The organism is Patulibacter defluvii, assembly GCF_034096925.1.
In the GTDB taxonomy this organism is placed as follows: Bacteria; Actinomycetota; Thermoleophilia; order Solirubrobacterales; family Solirubrobacteraceae; genus Patulibacter; species Patulibacter defluvii.
The window spans coordinates 227,546-246,100 of record NZ_JAWZSQ010000006.1; the positions used below are offsets into that span (position 1 = coordinate 227,546).

Annotated in this window: 14 protein-coding genes; 8 read left to right on the forward strand and 6 right to left on the reverse strand. The window is 73.6% G+C overall.

Features of this window, described 5'->3' with window-relative positions; genetic code table 11:
* Positions 1-19: 19 nt before the first annotated feature.
* Positions 20-424 (reverse strand): hypothetical protein, encoded by a 405-nt coding sequence (locus SH587_RS09030; RefSeq protein ID WP_320670264.1) that lies wholly within the window; start codon positions 422-424, stop codon positions 20-22.
* 59 nt (positions 425-483) lie between these two features.
* Between SH587_RS09030 and SH587_RS09035 the strand changes: the two genes are divergently transcribed.
* Positions 484-1,452 carry a hypothetical protein gene (locus SH587_RS09035; protein WP_320670265.1) on the forward strand — a complete coding sequence of 323 codons (969 nt, stop codon included), beginning with the start codon at positions 484-486 and terminating at the stop codon, positions 1,450-1,452.
* Here the strand turns inward: SH587_RS09035 and SH587_RS09040 are convergent.
* A complete protein-coding gene (locus tag SH587_RS09040; protein WP_320670266.1) occupies positions 1,406-3,499 on the reverse strand; it encodes a glycosyltransferase in 2,094 nt (697 codons plus the stop codon). The two genes, SH587_RS09035 and SH587_RS09040, sit on opposite strands and share 47 nt — an antisense overlap.
* A gap of 7 nt (positions 3,500-3,506) precedes the next feature.
* Positions 3,507-5,651: a glycosyltransferase gene (locus SH587_RS09045; RefSeq protein WP_320670267.1), complete on the reverse strand. Its 2,145-nt coding sequence runs from the start codon at positions 5,649-5,651 to the stop codon at positions 3,507-3,509.
* Positions 5,652-6,031: 380 nt separating this feature from the next.
* Between SH587_RS09045 and SH587_RS09050 the strand changes: the two genes are divergently transcribed.
* Positions 6,032-6,931: a hypothetical protein gene (locus SH587_RS09050; RefSeq protein ID WP_320670268.1), complete on the forward strand. Its 900-nt coding sequence runs from the start codon at positions 6,032-6,034 to the stop codon at positions 6,929-6,931.
* 7 nt (positions 6,932-6,938) lie between these two features.
* Here SH587_RS09050 and SH587_RS09055 read toward each other — a convergent pair whose 3' ends face one another.
* The gene (locus tag SH587_RS09055) at positions 6,939-8,111 is read right to left on the reverse strand and encodes a TolB family protein (protein WP_320670269.1); all 1,173 of its coding nucleotides are present in this window, start codon (positions 8,109-8,111) and stop codon (positions 6,939-6,941) included.
* A gap of 134 nt (positions 8,112-8,245) precedes the next feature.
* On the opposite strand from SH587_RS09055, the gene SH587_RS09060 reads away from it, so the two are divergent.
* Genes SH587_RS09060 through SH587_RS09070 form a run of 3 tightly spaced genes read left to right on the forward strand, consistent with a single transcriptional unit; the run spans position 8,246 to position 11,858 of the window.
* The gene (locus SH587_RS09060) at positions 8,246-9,457 is read left to right on the forward strand and encodes an ABC transporter ATP-binding protein (protein ID WP_320670270.1); all 1,212 of its coding nucleotides are present in this window, start codon (positions 8,246-8,248) and stop codon (positions 9,455-9,457) included.
* Positions 9,457-10,323, forward strand: coding sequence for an ABC transporter permease (locus SH587_RS09065; RefSeq protein WP_320670271.1), 867 nt, complete (start codon positions 9,457-9,459; stop codon positions 10,321-10,323). Before SH587_RS09060 ends, SH587_RS09065 begins: the two co-directional genes overlap by 1 nt.
* 47 nt (positions 10,324-10,370) lie before the next feature.
* Positions 10,371-11,858 (forward strand): hypothetical protein, encoded by a 1,488-nt coding sequence (locus SH587_RS09070; protein ID WP_320670272.1) that lies wholly within the window; start codon positions 10,371-10,373, stop codon positions 11,856-11,858.
* A gap of 12 nt (positions 11,859-11,870) precedes the next feature.
* On the opposite strand, the gene SH587_RS09075 is transcribed toward SH587_RS09070, so the two are convergent.
* Positions 11,871-13,274, reverse strand: coding sequence for a Vgb family protein (locus tag SH587_RS09075; RefSeq protein WP_320670273.1), 1,404 nt, complete (start codon positions 13,272-13,274; stop codon positions 11,871-11,873).
* A gap of 131 nt (positions 13,275-13,405) precedes the next feature.
* Positions 13,406-14,218: a class I SAM-dependent methyltransferase gene (locus tag SH587_RS09080; protein ID WP_320670274.1), complete on the reverse strand. Its 813-nt coding sequence runs from the start codon at positions 14,216-14,218 to the stop codon at positions 13,406-13,408.
* A 70-nt stretch (positions 14,219-14,288) separates the two neighbouring features.
* Between SH587_RS09080 and SH587_RS09085 the strand changes: the two genes are divergently transcribed.
* From SH587_RS09085 to SH587_RS09095, 3 genes are all read left to right on the forward strand, one after another.
* Complete coding sequence (locus SH587_RS09085; RefSeq protein WP_320670275.1) at positions 14,289-16,472, forward strand: glycosyltransferase; 2,184 nt, start codon at positions 14,289-14,291, stop codon at positions 16,470-16,472.
* On the forward strand, positions 16,469-17,320 hold the full coding sequence (locus SH587_RS09090; protein WP_320670276.1) for a hypothetical protein: 852 nt from the start codon (positions 16,469-16,471) through the stop codon (positions 17,318-17,320). The genes SH587_RS09085 and SH587_RS09090 overlap by 4 nt, the downstream gene beginning before the upstream one ends.
* A gap of 106 nt (positions 17,321-17,426) precedes the next feature.
* Positions 17,427-18,555 (forward strand): hypothetical protein (locus SH587_RS09095; protein ID WP_320670277.1); only part of this gene is annotated, 1,129 nt, incomplete at its 3' end.

An 18,555-nucleotide genomic window follows, 5' to 3' on the forward strand; every position in this document is an offset into this window, starting at 1 on the left:
GTCGCCGGCCCGGCGACCGTCAGCGCCGGAAGAGCCGGTGGGCCAGCCGCGAGCGCTTGAGCAGGAACAGCAGCCGCTGGCTCGCCCGCGTCGCCCGGTTGCGCCAGATCGCGCGCCGCCGCTGCAACGTCGAGAGCAGCGGTGCGCGCTCGCCCCGCAGGGCCATCGCCTCGTGCTCCAGCTGCTCGACCCGCGCCTGGGCCCGGGTCCGGCTGAGGCCCTCGCGATCGAGCTCGACCTCGAGCGACGCCACGCGCCGGCGCAGCTCGGCCAGCTCGGCCAGCTCCTGCTCGGCCGCGACCAGCGCCTCGCGGGTCTCGCGCAGCTGGCGGGTCAGCTCGCCGGCGTCGGCGGTCGCCGCGGCGGGACCGCCGGCGGGCAGTCGGGTGGGGGCGAGATCGTCGCGGTCGGGCGGGGGCGGCATCGAACAGACGGGCGGCGGGGCCGACTCCCGAGGATAGAGGCCACCGTAGGATGGGGCGCATGACCCGCCTGGCCTTCCTGGTCGCCGGCGACGACCGGGGCCTCGCGTCCGCGCTCGCTCGGCTGCTCGCCGCCGAGGCGCCCGGACTCGGCCTCGAGGCGCAGGTCCACGCCGGGAGCGTGCCACCGCCGCGGCCCGACCAGGTCGACGTGGTGGTGACCGCCGGCCGTCGCGATCCGCTGCCGGCCGCGCTGACTGCCGACCCGGCCCGGTTGGCGCGGACGCTGCTGCTCAGCGCCGACCGCTCCGACAGCCCGGTCTTCGAGTCGCTGCTGGCCGCCGCGTCGCGCGTCGGCCGCAGCATGAGCATCGACTTCCCGACCGCCACCGAGCTGACCGCGCGCTGGGCGCCGACGCAGTTCCTGCCGCTCGGCTACAGCCCGGCGCTCGACGTCTGGGACCGCGACCGGGAGCGCGACGTCGACGTGGTCCTCGTCGGTCCCCGCAGCGCCCGCCGCGACGGGCTCGCCGGCCGCTTCGCCGAGCTGGAACGGCGTCACCGGGTCGTCGGCTGGGCCGATCCGGCGCTGCCGCTCGACGACGAGGGGCCGGCGCTGGCCGATCCGCGGCGGTCGCTGCTGGCGCGGGCACGGGTGGCGGTGCTCGTCCACGCCGCCGGCGAGCCGGGCCAGGGGGTCGACTGGTGCGGGGCGCTCGACGCGATCCTGGCCGGCGCGGCGGTGGTCGTCGAGCGCAGCAGCGACCTGGCGCCGCTGGCGGCCGGCACCCACGTGCTGAGCGCGTCGACCACGGCGCTGCCGGCGACCGTCGAGGCGCTGCTCGACGACCCGGCCCGGATCGACGGCCTGCGGACCGCCGCCTACGACCTGCTGCGCGGGGCGCCGCCGCTGGCCGCGGCACTCGGGCAGCTGGTCGGCCAGGCGTGGGAGCTGCTGGCCGGGACCTGGAACGCCGAGGCGTTCACGCCGGAAGCGCGTACGGCGGCCGCGTCGAGCTCGGCTCGCTGAGCGCCAGCGGCGTCAGCGTCGGCACCGTCGCCGCCGGCTCCGCGCCGGCCCAGCGGGCCGTGAACGCCGCCAGCGACGCGACGTCGACCGGGCCCGCCGGTGGCCCGATCGGCCGGCCCGCCAGCAGGTCGGAGAGGAAGACCGTGCGGGTGCCGGTCGCGTTGCCGCGCAGGCAGTGGTCGGCCAGCGCCCAGGGACCGTGCGCGGGATCGAGCCCGCCGAGCCGGTCGAGGTCGGCGCGGGTCGCCACCACCGCGTCGTCGAGCGCGGCCAGGGCGCGGGTGAAGCGGGCGACGCCGTAGGGCCCGTGGTCGTTGCCCGGCGCGCCGGCGAGCAGCCGCTGCGGCGCGCCGTCGCGGAGCACGATCCCGGCGCTCTCGACCCGACCGTCGGCGGCGAGGATCCGGACGCCGGCGGCGTGGACGTCGTCGAGCAGGACGTGGCCGCCGAGCGTCTCCAGCCAGCGGGCGGAGAGCCAGACGGCCGGCGCCCGCAGCAGCAGGACGACGTCGGTCGTGACCGCCGCCGCGGCCGCCGCCAGCGCGCGATGCGGCTCGTCGTCCGGGACCAGCGCGACGGTCAGGGCACGGTCGTCGACGCCGCCGGCGGCCAGCGCGGCGACCACGGCGTCGCGGGCGGCCGCGGTCGTGCCGACGACCACCGGCCACGGTCGACCGTGGCCGTCGCGCCAGCTGGCCGCCGCCTGGCGCAGGCCGGTCAGCGACCGCTCGTCGTCGGCGGTCGCCGCCAGCGCGATCGACGCGCTCGTGCCCGCCGGCCAATCGGGCAGGTGGCGGTAGCGGCCGACGTGCCCGCCGTAGACGGCGCGGCCGCCGACGCCGGTCCGCTGCAGGTGCTCGCCGAGGGCGGCGATCGAGCGGGCGAAGGCCAGCGGCTTCGAGTTCGGGTTGCCGGCCATCGAGCCGGCGTGGGCGCGCCAGGTGTAGAGGATCTCCGGCACGTGGACGACCGACGGCGTCGGCTCCAGCTCCAGCAGCCGCAGCATCATGTCGTGGTCCTGCGAGCCATCGAAGGCGCTGCGGAGGCCGCCGATCCGGTCCAGCAGCGCCCGGCGGTAGACGCTCAGGTGATGCGTGTACATCAATCCGCGGATCATTTCGAGCGAGAAGCCCGGCTTGTGCGAGGCGATCGTCTTGCGGGTGCCGAACTGGATCTCGTCGTCGCTGTAGACGATGTCGGGGTCGTCGGAAGCGGCGACCTCGGCGATCCGGCGGACGGCGTCGGGATGCAGCAGGTCGTCGTGGTCGAGCATCGCCACGTAGCGGCCGCGCGCAACGGTCAGCGCGGTGTTGGTGGCGGCCGAGATCCCCTGCCGGACCTCGTGGCGGCGGACGACGACCCGCTCGGGATGGGCGGCCTGCTCCTCGGCCAGCATCTCCAGCACGGCGGGATCGGTGGAGCGGTCGTCGGTGATGCAGAGCTGCCAGTCGCCGTCGCTCTGGGCGTGGACCGAGTCGAGCGTGCTGCGCAGCAGCTCCGGCGCGGGGTCGCAGACCGGCATCACGATCGAGACCAGCGGACCGTCGCCGTCCGGGGCCGCGTGCTCCGTGGTGGCCGCCACCGGGGTCCCGGCCGCCACGGTCCCGGCCTGACCCGGCACGAGCAGCCGCAGGTCGCGCCAGTAGACCTCGGTCACCGGCGCCGTTCGCCGCGGCGCCCGGGCCTCGGCGGACAGCCGCAGGACCACCGGCCCGGCCGGCAGCTCCAGGTCCAGGGCGTGCTCCTCGGGTCGGCTGCCGGCGTTGGCGGTGCCCAGCGACCGCTCCCAGCGGGCGCCGCCGGCGAGCGTCTCGACCGCCACGGTGCAGTGGCCGAAGCCGTCGCGCCAGCTCAGCTGCGCCAGCCGCACCTGGCCCTGCAGGCGAGTGCCCGGCGGCAGGTCGAGCGGCAGCTCCAGCGGCCGGCCGACCTGGTGGGCGAGCAGCGGCGGATGGGCAGCGTCGCGCTCGCTGACCCAGTCGCCGCCGCGCGGCAGCACCAGCGGCAGCGCGCGCAGCGGGATCGCCGTCGGAGCGACGGGGGGCACCGATGCCTCAGGCCCGTCCGGGGATCGCCGCGCCGGAGATCGCCGCCCGCAGTCCGGCCTCGACCCGGTCGACGCTCGCGGCCAGCGAGTGACGGGCGGCCAGGACCACGCCGTCGGCGCTGCGCCGCGCGCGCTCCTCGGGATCGTCGAGCAGCCGCTCGAGCGCGTCGGCGAGCGCTGGCACCGTCGGCGGCGCCAGCGCGATCGGTCCCTCCTCGCCGGCCAACGGGTCGAGCGGGTCGACGACCCCGACGCAGGGCAGGCCGGCCGCGAGCAGCGGCAGCCGGGCCTCGGGACGGGCCGCGGCGTCGAGGGTCAGGGCGACGGTTCCGCGGGCCAGCAGCTCGACGTGGTCCTCGGGGCCGCCCTCGCCGGCGCTGCGGTGGCGGAAGGAGAGCCCATGGAGCGCCGCCGGGCCGAAGCCGACCACCTGCAGGCCGGCCCGCCGCCGCAGCAGCTCGTCGAGCACCAGGCCCGCGGCGCCGCCGCCGTGCGGGTCGCCGGCCGGGCGGGGGAGGACGATCGTGTCGTCGCGACGGGTCGTCCCGCCGGGCGCCGCGAACCGCTCGTGATCGACCCAGGGCGCGAACGCCGTCGCCGGTCGACCGGTCCGCTCGCCGACGGCGGCGGCCAGCGGTGCGCCGAGGCAGAGCGGGTGGAGATCGAGGTCGAGCGTCTGCGCGGCCCAGGTCCGCTCCAGCGAGGGGGGCATCGCGTCGGCCTCGAGCGACCGCAGCAGCTGGACGCGGCCGGCGAGCCCCGGCAGCCGCAGCGCCAGGTAGGCCGTGCGCCAGCCGGTGGCGATCGCGACGTCGGCGCCGGTCCAGCCGCCGAAGCCGATCTCGACCGCGCCGTGGACCGCATGGCGGCGGCCGGCCAGCCGCGCGGCGAGCGTCCGCTGGGCGTGGAACGGCAGCCGGTGCTCGGGGTCGTGGATCCGCAGCGTGCAGCGGTGGCCACGCGCCTCCAGCTCCGACAGCAGGTCGAGGTGGGGGTCGAGGGCCGGGTCGTCGGGGCCGGCCAGCTCGACCAGCAGCACCAGCGTCAGCGGCCCGTCGGCGTCCGGGCCGGCGGGAGCGAGCGGCAGCGCCCCCTCGGCCTGGACCTCGCGCACGATCCCGGCCGGCGTCGCGAACGGCGCGGGATCGACCCGGACGGTCTCGTCCTGCTGGCCGTCGGCGACGAGCGGCGGCTGCGGGTTGCCGGTGTCGCCCGCGCGCCCCTCCAGCGACAGCAGCCGCTGGACCGGGGCCGGCAGCTCGTGGGCGCGTCCGCCGGCGACGGCGGCCAGCCGCCGCCCGCCGTGGTGGGCGAGCGAGCGCAGGAACCAGCGCCGGCGGGTCCCGGGCAGGACGCCCAGCTGCTCCAGCCAGCGGGCGTCGGCCTGGGCCAGCCGCCACGCGTCGCGAGCGATTCCGCGCGGGTAGAAGCTCATCTGCAGCCCGACGGTCTCGTAGAGGCCGCGGTACTCGTCGAAGTAGCGGCGCATGAACTGCCACCACGGGAAGTCGTGCGCGTGCAGCACGCCGGCCCGCGGCTGGTACGCCTTGCGCCAGCCGGCGGCGAGCGCGTCCTGGCCGTAGGCCTGGTCCTCGGCGTAGGCGATGTCGCGGAACGGCACCTGCTCGAGCGCGGCGCGGCGATAGGCGGCGTTGGCGTTGTGGAGGAACTCCGGGTTGTAGCCGGGCTCGTCGATCCGCCGCTGGACCTGGACCCGGCCGTCGGGCGAGAAGGGGGCGAAGAACTCCAGCAGCTCGCGGGCGATCATCGGGCTGGTGCCGGGACGGGGCAGGTGCGGCCCGAAGACCACGGCGATCCGCTCGTCCTCGGCGAACGCGTCGACGTAGGCGTCGAGCCAGCCGGGAACGGGGCTCGCGTCCTGCGTGATGTAGGCGAGGATGTCGGCGCTGGTGTGCTCCAGCGCCATGTTCCGCGTCAGGCCGTGGCTGTAGGACTCCGGCGGGATCTCGATCACCGTCGCCCCGGCCGCGCGGGCGATCGCGACCGAGTCGTCGGTCGATCCGGAGTCGATCACCAGGAACTCGTCGGCCCCCTGCGCGGCGGCGGCCCGGACCACGTCGCGGAACAGCTCGCCGGCGTTCTTGACGGGGATGAAGATGGCCGTCGTCGGCCGTTCCGGCGAGGCGGTCACAGGAGGGAGGCTAGCAACGGGAAGGCCGTGGTCGACCCGGTCCCGGGCCGTCTGCGAGGGCCACCGGCGCGTTCCCCGTTGGCGCGTGCGCGGTTGACGCGGAGGGAGGAGCAGGGATACCGTCACCGCGGATACATCGACGTTCCTCGAAGGAGTCGTGAAGCATGCGGAAGTGCCTCATCGGGTTGCTGGTCGTCGTCTCTTGCGGCGGAGCGGCGGTCGCCCCCGCGGCGCAGGCGAGCTCCAGCGCGAACGCCCGATCAGCCGGGTGGACGTGCGAGGCGCGCGGCCCGCTGACGCGTGCCATGCAGAGCGCGAACGGCGGTGCGAGAGCGGTCCCCCCGACGTACGACCGCCTTCTCGGGACGCCACGTCGGACGGTGTACGGCCCCAGCAGCAGCTACGTCGTCTCGCTCTGTCGGCCCGACGGGACGGTCGATGAGCAGGAGAACACGCGAATCGAGGACGAGTCCGGCGCCACGACGCTGCCGACGGCGACTTCGGTGTCCAAGGGTGATCGCGCAACGGTCTGGCAGGCGGCGGTACCGGCCGGCGTCGGCCCCAAGGTCCGGCGGCGCACGTCGTACGACCGCAAGCTCGCCGCGTCTCGTGCGAATCGCATTCCTCCCGCCGACCGATCGCGGCTCACCCCGTTCGGATCGGCGTCGACGACGCTCGGCGGCGGGGCCTCGACGGCGAGCGTGCTCGGCAACAAGTGCGTCCACAACGAATGGGGCTCGACCTACAACTGGAATCCAGCACGAGGCTTCGGCTTCGTCTTTGCGATGGCCGCTCCCGATTGGCGCCGGACGCGGATCGCCGACGGGGTATGGACGTGGACCGGACTGCTCAACTACTGCGGGTGGACGCAGAGCTCGCCGCGGGTCTGGGCGACCTACGTCGGCGACGCGGCGACGTTCCAGCCCCAGCGGGACGGCGTCAACCAGATCGGCTGGTGGTGGGCGCAGGGATGCGGTGCGACGATGAACGCGATCGGCTGCACGATCAACTACCTGACTGACGGGCGGATCGTGGAGTCCGACGCCTGGTACTACCACGACTGGGCGTGGTCGGCCGATGGGTCGTGCTCGCCGGGCGAGACCTGGGATCTGTGGGAGACCGCGGCGCACGAATGGGGGCACGCCTTCGGGGCCAGTCACGCTCCGAGCATCTGGGCGCAGGATCAGGTCATGTATCCGGTGATGCAGCCTTGTTCGACCGATCGTCGCAACCTCGGCCTGGGTGACTTCAACTTCCTCATGACGACGTACCCCTACTGACCCGCGTCTACCGCACCCGAACCGTCCGGTAATGCCAGCCCGAGCGGTTGCCGGCGGCATCGACGGCACGGACGGCGACGCGGTAGCGCCCGGGCCGCAGGCGGTGGCGGAAGCGCCGCGTAGCGGTGCCGGCGCGCTGCACACGGACCGTCAAAGCGCGACTCGCGTGCCGTGTGGGCCTGCGGGAGCGGGGGCGGGCGTAGCGATGGACGCGCACGGTCGCGGTGGCCGCCTCGTTGCTGCGCAGCGTCACCGCGCGTCGTGAGAGACCGATCCGGGAGATCGCGGGCGGGGTGCGATCTGCCGGCGTCGTCGATGGATCCTCGTCGGCCCCGACCGGGCCGCCCCAGGTTGGCTCGTCGCCAGCGACGAGCGGGTGGGCCTCGGCGCCATCGGCGGCTCCGAGGTAGATCATCGGCTGGCTGGCCGGACGCTGTGCGAGGGCGTCTCCGGTGGCGTACGCGATCCGCGTGCCGCCCGGGGACCACGTCGCGCGCCACGCGCCCCAATACGGCAGCTGGTGTGCCGCACGACCACGCGGCGCGACCCAGAGCGCGCCGGGCAGGTACGGGTGGGTGACCGTTGCGACGCCCAACAGGTCGTTGCCGTTGGGCGAGAGGTCGAGCGCGATCGGACGCAACTCGCCGAAGGTCCAGGCGCTCGCCTGGACGGCTCCGTCGCTGGTGACCTCGCTTGTGCCGTCGACGGTGCTCGCGATGACGCCGCCGCCACCGTCGAATGTCGCCGCGATCGTCCCCGTCAATGCACAGGAAGACGTCGCGGCGTCGATTCGCTGAACGCAGAGACGTCCGTTCTCGGTCGCAAGTGCGATCTGGGTTCCATCGGGGGCGAGTGCCACGCGCGAGATCGCGATCCCGAACGGGCCGAGCGTCATGGCGCTGTCGAGCCGTCGGACGTAGGCGCGCCGGTCCTGGACGTAGGCGATCGTGGAGCCGTCGGTCGAGAGTGCGGGCGAGGAGTAGGCGCCGCCGGACCCGGTCGCTGCGTGGTCCAGGAGGCGGGCCTGGTCGCTGCCGTCCGGGTCGATTCGGCAGATGTCGTCGCCGCACCGGTAGGCGATCCACGAGGCCGACGCCCCGGGTGCAGCGCCAAGGGCTGCGACGGTGGCCGACATGGCCAGGGCCGACAGGGCCAGGCGGTGGGAGGTGGTGGGGGACATGCTCCTCGGCCGTGCGCGGCCTGGATCGGGGGGACGCTGTCGGGTATCAAGACACGAGCGGTTCCCGGAAGTTGCGACGGTCTCGAGCGGGGCGCGGCGTGACGAACCGGGCCATGCCTCTACCCTGTCTCGCTGTGGCTGAGCCCGCGCTCGTCGTCCAGGACCTCCACAAGACGTTCCGGATCCCCAAGCAGCACGTGCACACGCTCAAGGAGCGTGCCCTGCACCCGTTCCGGTCGACCGACTACCGCGAGTACCCGGTCCTGCGGGAGATCTCGTTCGAGGTCGAGCGGGGGGAGTTCTTCGGGATCGTCGGGCGCAACGGGTCCGGCAAGAGCACGCTGCTGAAGTGCATGGCCGGGATCTACCGCCCCGACCAGGGGCGGATCGCGATCGCGGGCCGGTTGGCGCCGTTCATCGAGCTGGGCGTCGGCTTCAACCCCGACCTGACGGCCCTCGACAACGTGGTCATCAACGGGGTCATGATGGGCCTCTCGACCCGCGAGGCGAAGCGGCGGTTCGACGAGATCATCGAGTTCGCCGAGCTCGGGGACTTCCTCGACCTCAAGCTGAAGAACTACAGCTCCGGCATGCAGGTACGGCTGGCGTTCGCGGTGATGGTCCAGGCCTCCGCCGACGTGCTCCTGATCGACGAGGTGCTCGCGGTCGGCGACGCGGCCTTCCAGCAGAAGTGCCTCGACGTCTTCTACCGCCTGCGCGACGAGGGCCGGACGATCATCTTCGTCACCCACGACATGAGCGCCGTCGAGCAGTTCTGCCATCGCGCGATGTTCCTGCAGGACGGCGACATCCAGCTGATCGGCGACCCGGTCGAGGTCGGCCGTGCCTACCTGGCCGCCAACTTCGCCGACGCCGGCACCCCGGCGCCCGACGTCCAGACCGGGCTCCAGGACGGCCGGGTGCTGGTCGACGTCCACGTCGACGACGCCCAGGGCCTGCCCGTCACCAGCCTCCCCAGCGGCGAGACCGTCCGCCTGCGGGTCGAGCTGGAGCCGCTGGAGTCGATCGAGCACCCGACCCTGCTGCTGCAGCTGCGCGACGCCGACCACGCCGTCGTCAGCGGGGCCCGCTTCGAGCTCTTCCAGCACGGTCCGCTGGCCGCCGGCCGCCGGATCCGGGCCGCCGCCGAGCTCGACGTCACGTTGGCCAACGGGCACTACGACGTCGGCGTGCTGCTGACCCAGGGCTCGGCCGAGACCGAGGTCGTCGTCGACGCCCGCCACGCGGCCGAGCTGGTGGTCCACTCCGCCGAGCGCCACGTCGTCGGCCTGGTCCAGCCGCCGACCCGCACCTCCGTCACCGACATCGAACGCGAGCACGCCTGATGAGCATCGAGCTCGAACCGGCGGCCTCCACGAGCCCGGCGCCGCTGCGCGAGATGAAGGGCCCCGCCGCGCTCGGCGGGGGCTGGTCGCGCTTCTGGTCGCTGACGTGGACGGTCGCGATCACCGAGTTCCGCCTGACCTACTTCGGGTCGGCGCTGGGCTACCTGTGGACGCTGATGCGGCCGCTGATGATGTTCGGCGTCTACTACGTGATGTTCACGCAGATCGTGAAGCTCGGGAAGGACATCCCGCACTACCCGGCGCTGCTGCTGATGAACATCATGCTGTTCCAGTTCTTCGTCGAGGCGACGTCGACCGCGGTCCAGTCGGTGGTGGCGCGGGAGAACCTGGTCCGCAAGATGCAGTTCCCACGGATGGTGATCCCGCTCTCCGTCGTGGGCACCGCGCTGCTCAACCTGGCGGTCAACCTGGTCGCCGTCTTCATCTTCGTGCTCGCCAACGGCACGCCGGTGCGCTGGACCTGGCTGCTGCTGCCGCTGGCCTTGATCCCGCTGATCGTGCTGACCACCGGCGTCTCGATGCTGCTGGCCGCGGCGTTCGTGAAGTACCGCGACATCCTGCCGATCTGGGGCGTCTTCTCGCAGGCGCTGTTCTACGCCTCGCCGGTCCTCTACACGATGGAGCGGGCGCCCGACAACATCCGCTCGATCCTCGAGTTCAACCCGCTGGCCGGGATCATGGAGGGCGTCCGCTACCTGGTGATCGACCCCGACGCCCCGGGCGCGATCACCGGCTGGGGCGGCTGGCCGCAGGCGCTGATCCCGCTGGGGCTGATCGCCTTCCTCTTCTTCTTCGGCCTCTGGTACTTCAACCGCCAGGCGTCGTCGGCCGCCGAGCTGCTCTAGCGGCAGGGCGCCGACGCGTGGCGCGAGCCCGCCGCGGAGGTGCTTTGATGCCCGTCGTGACAACGGCGTCTCCCCCCGGCCGCCGCGCGTTTGCCGTTCGTCCGGCACTCGACCGCGTGCTCGACCTCAACGGCCCCGATCGCGGACCACGTTTGGCGCTGCTCGCGGTCGTCGTGGTGGCGCTGCTCTTCCGGATCGCCGCGATCATGGCCTGGCAGCCCGCGGTCCTGACCAACTGGGACTCCGGCGAGTACCTCCGGCGGGCCGAGGATGGCCTCTGGGTCAACCTGCACCAGCCGATGGGCTACGCGCTCTTCCTGAGGCTGCTGCATCTGGTGACGCACGACCTCTCGGGCGTGATCGCCATCCAGCACCTGATCGGCATCGCCTGCGTCCCGCTCGCGTACGCCGCGGCTCGGCATCTCGGAGCGGGGCGCTGGACCTCGCTGATCCCGGCGGTCGCGATCGGCCTCAACCTGGATCAGGTCTACCTGGAGCACGCGCCGCTGTCCGAGGCGTTGTTCGTGCCACTGATCATCGTCCTGATGTGGGCGCTCGGCCGCGCCCGCACGTCACTCGATCGCCGATCGCTGGCCTGGTGGCTGGCGTTGGCGGGAGCCGCGGCTGCATACTTGGTCTACGTCCGCACGATCGGGCTGCTGATCCTCGCCTGCGCCTTGGTCGGCGCCTTCGTGATCGCCGCCCGCAGCCGTCGCGACCTACCGGCCTTCGCAGCGTTCGTCGCCGTCGGTTTCGGTTTGATCGGCGTCTACATGGTCGCGCAGCACAACGCGGTCGGCGGGGGCTACGCGCTGATCCGGGGGACGGGTTGGGTGCACTACGCGGAGGTGGCGCCACAAGCCGACTGCCGGCGCTTCACCCCGCCGCCCGGCACCCGCAAGCTGTGTGAGCGCAAGCCGCCGGAAGAGCGGGCGGGTCAGAACGCGAATTTCTACTCCTTCGACGCCCGGTCGCCGGCTTTCCGGTTCGCTCCCAGGGGGTTCCCGACCCGGGACGAGGACTTCGAGGCGTTCGCGGACGCCGTCGAGCCAACGTTGCCTCCGAGCAAGTGGATCGGCGCGCAGGTCTTCGATGACGTCGTCCGGGGGCTCGCTCCCTCGGGAGTCGGCGACATCTCGTTCGGCTACCTCGACCCCAACGTCGAGAAGACCATCCGCGAGAAGCAGGACGGCTACTTCCACATCCCGCGGCAGCAGTTGTCCGCGCCCTACCGGCCGCTGCGGAACATGCAGCCGTACTTCCGCACCAGCGGGACGATGATGCTGTTCGCCGCGATCGCCTGCGCGCTGGCGTTGGTGCTGGTGCCCCGTACGCGGATGACGATCCTGCTCGGCGCCGCGGCGGTCGGCGGGATGTGGCATATCGCCGACGTCACTCAGCGCTACGCCGTCCCGACCCACATCATCGGGGCGATCGTCGCGGCGGTTGCCGTCGGGGGGCTGACGCAACGCTGGGCAGACGAGGTCGCCGAGCGCGAGCGGCGGCGGCTGCAGCCGCCGACCGGCGGTTGGTAACGCTCGCGTCCCTCAGCGTCGTGTCCGTGTGGGCAGCAGGCGGACTTGGCGCTCGGCGGTGTTCGCGCTGGTCTTGGCGGTGGCCCGGACGGTCAGTGAGCGGCGGCTGGTGAGGCGTCGTCTCGCGCTGCGGTTGAGCGTCACGACGACCGCTTTCCTGTCGCCGGCGGCGAGAGAGAAGCGGGCGCTGCCGAGGGTGATGGTCTTGACGCGCGCTGGCCGGGTCGTGGTCGCGGCGGCTCGCGCGCGCAGACGGAGCACGAGGCGGCCGGCGCAGCGCCCGCTGCCGGCGGAGCAGCGCAGTGCGATCGCGGCCCGTCGGCGGCTGGTGGCCTGGGAGGACGCCGACGCGACGGCGCCGTCGATGCTGGTCGACCCGGTCCCCGGATCGGCGGGCCCCGGCGGGTCGGTGAGCGAGATCCGCCCGATCCGGTCGCGCTCCGGGTCCGTGTACCAGAGGTTGCCGTCCGGGCCGGTGGCGAGCGTCCGGGCGCTGCCTTCGCCGAGCGGAAACTCGCTGATCACCCCCGACGGCGTGATCCGCCCGATGCTGCCTGGCGCGCCCGGCACGTCGCGGCTCTCGGCGAACCAGAGGTTGCCGTCGGGACCCTCGACCATCGGGCCCGGTTTCCGCATCGATCGCCTGTCGGGTCCGGACCGCGAGAGGCCCTCGGAGAACGCAGCGGCCTGTCCGCGGGGCGTCAGGCGCACGATCCGCTGCGGCGGCTCGTCGTCGACCGGCGTCGAGTCGCCGAACCAGAGGTTGCCGTCGGGACCGCCGACCAGGTCGTGCGGGTGCGACGCCTCGAACCGGCCCAGCGACTCGCCGGTTGGTGCGATTCGCCCGATGCTCCCAGGTCGCCAGCGGTTGCACCCCCCGCACGCGGTTCCGTACCAGACGTTGCCGTCGTGCCCGACCGCGATCCCGGAGATGGAGTTCTGGTCGGGCAAGGGAACGGCGACGTTCGTGACCTGCCCGGCCACGGTGATCCTGCCCAGGCCGAGCATCCGGTAGAACCACAGATCGCCGTCGCGTCCGGGCACGAGACCGCGGGGCGCGAGGACGTAGCGCTCGGTGTCGTTCCCGCCGTTCGCCCACATCTGCGTGAGGACGCCGGCAGGCGTGACTCGGTAGATCCCCGCTGGCGCGCTGAGCCAGGCGTTGCCGTCGGCGCCGGCCGCGAGACCGGTGGCGCCCGCGACGGTCGCAGGCAGCTCTGTCACGGTTCCGTCGGTGGCAATCCTCGCGACGCCGCCGTCGCCCTCAGTGAACCAGAGGCCGTCGCCGTTGGTCGCGGCGACGATCTGCCGAGGGTCGCTGGCCGGGAACTCCGTAACCGTGATCGCCTCGGCGGGCGCGACCGCGGGCAGGACGGACAGCGACGCGACGGTCGTGAGCAGGCCGGCGCGCAGCACCGGGATCCGTGGGCGGGGCAAGGATGCTCCTTGGTCGGGGGGAAAACCGCGAGAGCCCACCGCATACTGACACGTCTCCGACGGCGCGATCGCAGGTCGGTGAGCCTCCCGCCCCCGCCGCCGGTCGACGCCTAGGATGCCCGCGGCACCAGCACCAGCCACTGCTGCGGCCCCGCCCGTCGCTCCGACAGCGCCAGCTCGCGGGTGGTCAGCGGCAGGAAGTCGGTCTCGGGATGGTCGTCGGCGAAGCGCGGCTGGCTGGCGATCCGCTCGACGGTGTGGCTGGCGGCGAAGCGCGCGGCCAGATCGTCGGTGACGCCTGGGACCACGTGGTCGTGGGTCTCGACGAGCATCGTCGCGGCGGCCAGGCCCGGCACCGCGGCCGGGTCGAGCAGCGTCGCCTCGGCGCCCTCGCAGTCGCAGACCAGCAGCGTCGGTCCGGTCACCACCTCGGCGAGGGCGGCGGCGGTCGCCTCGACCGCTCGCGCGTCGACCTGCTCGGCGACGCCGTTCAGCTCGGCGATCGTCCGCAGCTGCTCGACCCGTTCGGCGACGATCTCGAACCCGACCACCGTCGCCTCGGGCAGCCGCCGGGCCAGGCCGACCACGTAGTACCCCTCGGCCGTCCCGACGTCGACGACCCGCGCGGGCCGCTGGGCGATCGCCGCCTCGAGCGCGTCGTGCAGCTCGGCCTCGTAGCTGCCGAGGACCTTGGCCGCGTAGCCGTCGACCTCGGTCAGGCCCCATTCGGGGTAGGCCAGACCCGCGAACGGGCCGGCGTGGACCGCGTTGCCGAACCGGTCGCGGATCCGGCGGTTGGCCCACAGCTCGGGCCGCAGCCGCTCACGGTCGAGCTGCTGCTCCAGCTCGGCGACGCGCTGCTCCAGCGCCGCCGATCGGGCAGGGGGATCAGGATCGGGAGTCGATCGCCGGAAACGCTTCATGAGACGGAGTACGCACCACGTGTGGCAGGCGGCGCGGACCACGATAACCGGCCGCTATGCTCGCTGGCGCATGCGGATCTGCCTCGTCTCGCGGGAGCTCTACCCGTTCGTGGGAGGGGGGATCGCCCCCATCGTCGCGGCCACGGCCCGGCAGCTGGCGGACGTGGCCGAGGTCGTCGTCGTCACCAGTGCCGACCACGAGGCGGAGTACCGCCGCCTGCGGGCCGCCGGCGACCCACGGGTCCTGCCCGACACGGTCCGGATGCTCTTCGTGGAGGAGCCGGCCGAGACCCACGGGGCGTTCTACAACCACATGCACGCCTACAGCGCGCGGGTCCACGCCGTGCTCCGCGCGCACTACGGTGGCCGCGGTCCGGACGTGCTCGAGTTCCCGGACTACCTGGGCGAGGGCTTCGTCACGATCCAGGCCCGCCACACCCGCGCGGCGTGGCTGGCCGAGACGCTCGTCTGCGTCCGGCTGCACACGACCGCCGAGCTCTGCGCGGTGCTCGACGGGCACCTGGCCGACGACTTCCCCTCGGTCTCGCTGCTCGACGCCGAGCGCTACTGCCTGCGCCACGCCGACCGGCTGCTGTGGTCGGGCGGCGACGTGCTCGCCGCCTACCAGCGCTACTACGGCCCCGAGGCCCTGGCGCCGGCGATCGAGCTGCCCGACGGCTTCCTCGACGAGGTCGCGGTCGAGCCCGGCCGCAGCGGCGGACCGCTGCCGGACGGTCCCGTGCGGTTCCTCTACCTGGGCCGGGCCGAGCGCCGCAAGGGCATCCACGACTTCCTGCGCGGGATGCTCGACAGCGGCCGCGAGGACTGGACGCTGACGATCGTCGGCGGCGACACCGACACCGGCCCGCTCGAGACCTCGCTCGGCGAGCAGCTGCGGCTGACCGCGGCCGACGACCCGCGGGTGCGGTTCGGCGAGCCGGTGCCGCGGGCCGAGGTCGGGCGCTTCATCCAGCAGCACGACGTGCTCGTGGTGCCGTCGCGCTGGGAGTGCTGGCCGAACGTCGCCCGCGAGGCGCTGCAGCACAACCGGCCGGTGCTCGGCTCGCCGGTCGGCGGCCTGACGGCGATGGCGATCCCCGGCCGCAGCGGCTGGCAGGCCGAGGCGACCGGCCGCGACGCCCTCCGCGAGGCGGCCGAGCGGCTGCTCGACGACCGCGACCAGATCACCGAGCTGATCGCCGCCGGCGGGCCGCGCGCGGTCTTCGACGAGCTGACCGACCCCGACGCGCTCCGCCGCCGCTACCTGGAGCTGGAGGGCGAGCGCGACCGCCGCGGCCCGCTCGGCCCGGTCGACGTGCTGGCGGGTGGCGAGCCACCGCTGGTCTCGGTGGTCGTGCCCTACTTCCGGCTGGAGCGCTACGTGGCGGCGACGCTCGACAGCGTCGCGGCCCAGACCTACCCGCGGATCGAGACGATCGTCGTCAACGACGGCTCGCTGCGGGACGCCGACCTGGAGGCGATGGCCGAGGCCGCCGCCCGCGAGGGCGTGGTCGTGGTCACCCAGGCGAACTCCGGCCTCGGCGCCGCGCGCAACTTCGGCATCAGCCAGGCCGCCGGCCGCTACGTGCTGCCGCTCGACGCCGACGACGTGCTGGAGCCGACCTTCGTCGCGCGGATGGTCGAGATCCTCGAGAGCGACCCGAAGCTGGCCTACGTCGGCGGCTGGAGCCAGTTCACCGACGACGCCGGCGACGACATCGGCGACGACCTGGGCGGCTACATGCCCTACGGCAACTGGTCGCGGCTGATCGAGCGCAACAACGTCGGTGGCGTCTGCAGCTGCCTCTTCCGGCGCGAGATCTTCGCCAGCGGCCTCGACTACGACGACGAGCTGACGAGCTACGAGGACTGGCTGCTCTTCCAGGAGATGGCCGACCGCGGCTGGTGGGGCGCGATCGTGCCCGAGCGGCTGTTCCGCTACCGGATCCGCGAGCGCTCGATGATCCGCGAGATCGGCGCTCCGCTGCTGGAGCGGCTGCTGGGCGAGCTGCGGGCACGGCGCGAGGAGCGGCGGATGCGCTGGACGGCGGGCCTCGGCGCCGCGCGACCGGCGCGAACCGCCCAGCCGGTGCCCGACACCGAACCGGACCCGGAGGCCGCGCTCCGCGCCCTGCGGGCGGCCAACGCCCAGCTGGCCCAGCCGGGCGCGTCCCGCAGCGCCGCGGCCGGGCACCGGCTGCACGCCGCATCCGCCGCCCGCGCGGCGGCCGAGACGACGGTGGCGCGGGCATGACCGCTCAGGGACTGCGCGACCGCGAGCGGGAGCAGCGGTTGGAGCTGGTGGCCGGGCTGGTCGAGGGCCGCGAGGTGCTGGTGGCGGTGCCGGAGCCCGACGGCGCGCGGCTGTCGCCGGTCGAGGCCGCTGCCGCCCGCGTGCGGGTGACCGCGCTCGCCGCCCTGCCCGACGACGACGGCGAGGAGACGCTGCTGGTGCTGCCCGACGGCTTCGCCGACGCGTCGCTGGCGGAGACCGTCGACCGCTGGCTCGCGCGGGGCGGGGGAGCGGTGGTCGCGGTGCCGACCGCGGACGCGGCGGGCGTCCGCCGACGGTGGCCCGACGCGGCCGTCTACGTCCAGCAGCTGGTCGAGACGCTGATCATCGGGGCGGCCGCCGCCGACGATCCGGCGCGATCGGTGCCGGCCCCGACGCTCGACGCCGGCGCAGCCCGCTGGACGGTGCTGGCGATCGGACTTCCGGCCGGTGTGGCCGGCGCGCCGCCGCCGCTGCTGGTCCGCAACGGGCCGCCGGTCGTGGCCGCCCACCACGCCGGTCTGGTCGAGGCCAACGCGGTGCTGCGGCGGGCCAACGCGCGGCTGGCCCGGCAGCCAGCCCACGAGGCGGCCGCCGCGGCCGCGCTCCAGCACCGGGCCACCCGCCTGGAGCAGCGCTGCCGCGAGCTCGAACGGCAGCTGAAGGCGGTCACCGCCGATCGCGACAACGCCCGCCACCTGCTCTCGGCCCCCCGCCACCGCGCGGTCGAGAGCCTGGCCTGGCGGCTCGGCCAGAGCGGTCCGCTGCGGTTCGCCGCCCGTCTGGTCGGGCGGGTCCTGCGGCGGGTCTACGGCGGCCGCTCCTCCTGAGGCGGGTGCCGTCGCTGCTAGCCTGGAGCCGCGCGAGGCTTCAGGGTTCGCGCGCGTGTCTGTGTGAATCCCGAGGAGGAACTCAATGGCCCGTAGGCAGGTCGTGTTGGCCGCAGTCGCCGCCGCGACGTTCGGCGCGTTCTCGAGTCCCTTGGGAGCGCTCGCGTCCGAGCCGCTGCCGCTGGACAACGACATCGCCCCGATCCCGCATGAGTTCGGAGCATCACCGGGCGCCTCCAGCGATCTGCGCAGCCGGGCGTTGGCGAGCTCGAACAGCGATCTCGGGTTCGAGGTCTTCGACCCGAGCTACCAAGATCGCGCCGCCTTCACGCTGCGGTTGGTGGCCAACGGTCAGGGCGACATCGAGCAGATGCGCGCGGCGGCCGAGGCCGCAGCCGGCGATGTCCGCCGGGCGACGGGTGCCGACATCACGGTCGCGGCCGGGACGGTGCCGGACACGACGCCGGACCGCGCGCCCGCGACCGGGGAGATCCTGCTGTCGATCGATGCGTCGTCGCCATGCGATGGCGGGTCGGCCTGGGCGGGTTGCGGTGGGCCACGCAATTTCACCTGGGTCTCGAGCACCGGCACGTGGGTGATCAACGGCGGCCGGGCGTGGATCCACCCGATGGTGCTGGGCTACACCGCGGTCCAGAAGCAGCATGTCGTGTCGCACGAGCTGGGCCACGCGCTCGGCTTGGACCACAACGCGACGCCGTACCTGGGTGAGAACCAGGTGATGCATCCCTCGTCCTACGACCATTCCTTCTACCGGGCGGGCGACGACAACGGACTCAGCTATCTGGCGGGTGGCGGAGTCGTCGAGACGGTCGCGGACCACGCGAACGGCTCGACCTGGAACTCCTACGGTCGCGGCACGCCGCCGATGGCGCTCGGGAACGTCGCGGTGGTCCGTACCAGCGATGGTCGGCAACGCCTCTTCAGTGTCGCCAAGCGCGGTCGTTTGGTGGAGACGGTGGATGATGGGGCGAACGGCCGGACGTGGAATTCGTACGAGCGGGGTCCGTACAACTTCCAGCCGGGGTTGGCGGCGTTGGCGCCGGCGGGTTCGGATCCGTATCTGCGGGTCTATGGCGTGACGCGTGAGGGGTGGTTGTTCGAGACGTTGACCGATGTCGCGAACAACACCCCTTGGGGGTCGTACGGGTTGAGCTCCGTGAAGATGACGGGCGGGACGCCTGCGGTGGTGCGTACTGCCGATGGGCGGACGCGGG

Bases quoted from the DNA above. Each gene is read 5' to 3' on its own strand.
- SH587_RS09030 (WP_320670264.1), bottom strand. From the start codon at position 424: ATGCCGCCCCCGCCCGACCGCGACGATCTCGCCCCCACCCGACTGCCC.
- SH587_RS09035 (WP_320670265.1), top strand. From the start codon at position 484: ATGACCCGCCTGGCCTTCCTGGTCGCCGGCGACGACCGGGGCCTCGCG.
- SH587_RS09055 (WP_320670269.1), bottom strand. From the start codon at position 8,111: ATGTCCCCCACCACCTCCCACCGCCTGGCCCTGTCGGCCCTGGCCATG.
- SH587_RS09065 (WP_320670271.1), top strand. From the start codon at position 9,457: ATGAGCATCGAGCTCGAACCGGCGGCCTCCACGAGCCCGGCGCCGCTG.
- SH587_RS09070 (WP_320670272.1), top strand. From the start codon at position 10,371: ATGCCCGTCGTGACAACGGCGTCTCCCCCCGGCCGCCGCGCGTTTGCC.
- SH587_RS09080 (WP_320670274.1), bottom strand. From the start codon at position 14,218: ATGAAGCGTTTCCGGCGATCGACTCCCGATCCTGATCCCCCTGCCCGA.
- SH587_RS09085 (WP_320670275.1), top strand. From the start codon at position 14,289: ATGCGGATCTGCCTCGTCTCGCGGGAGCTCTACCCGTTCGTGGGAGGG.
- SH587_RS09090 (WP_320670276.1), top strand. From the start codon at position 16,469: ATGACCGCTCAGGGACTGCGCGACCGCGAGCGGGAGCAGCGGTTGGAG.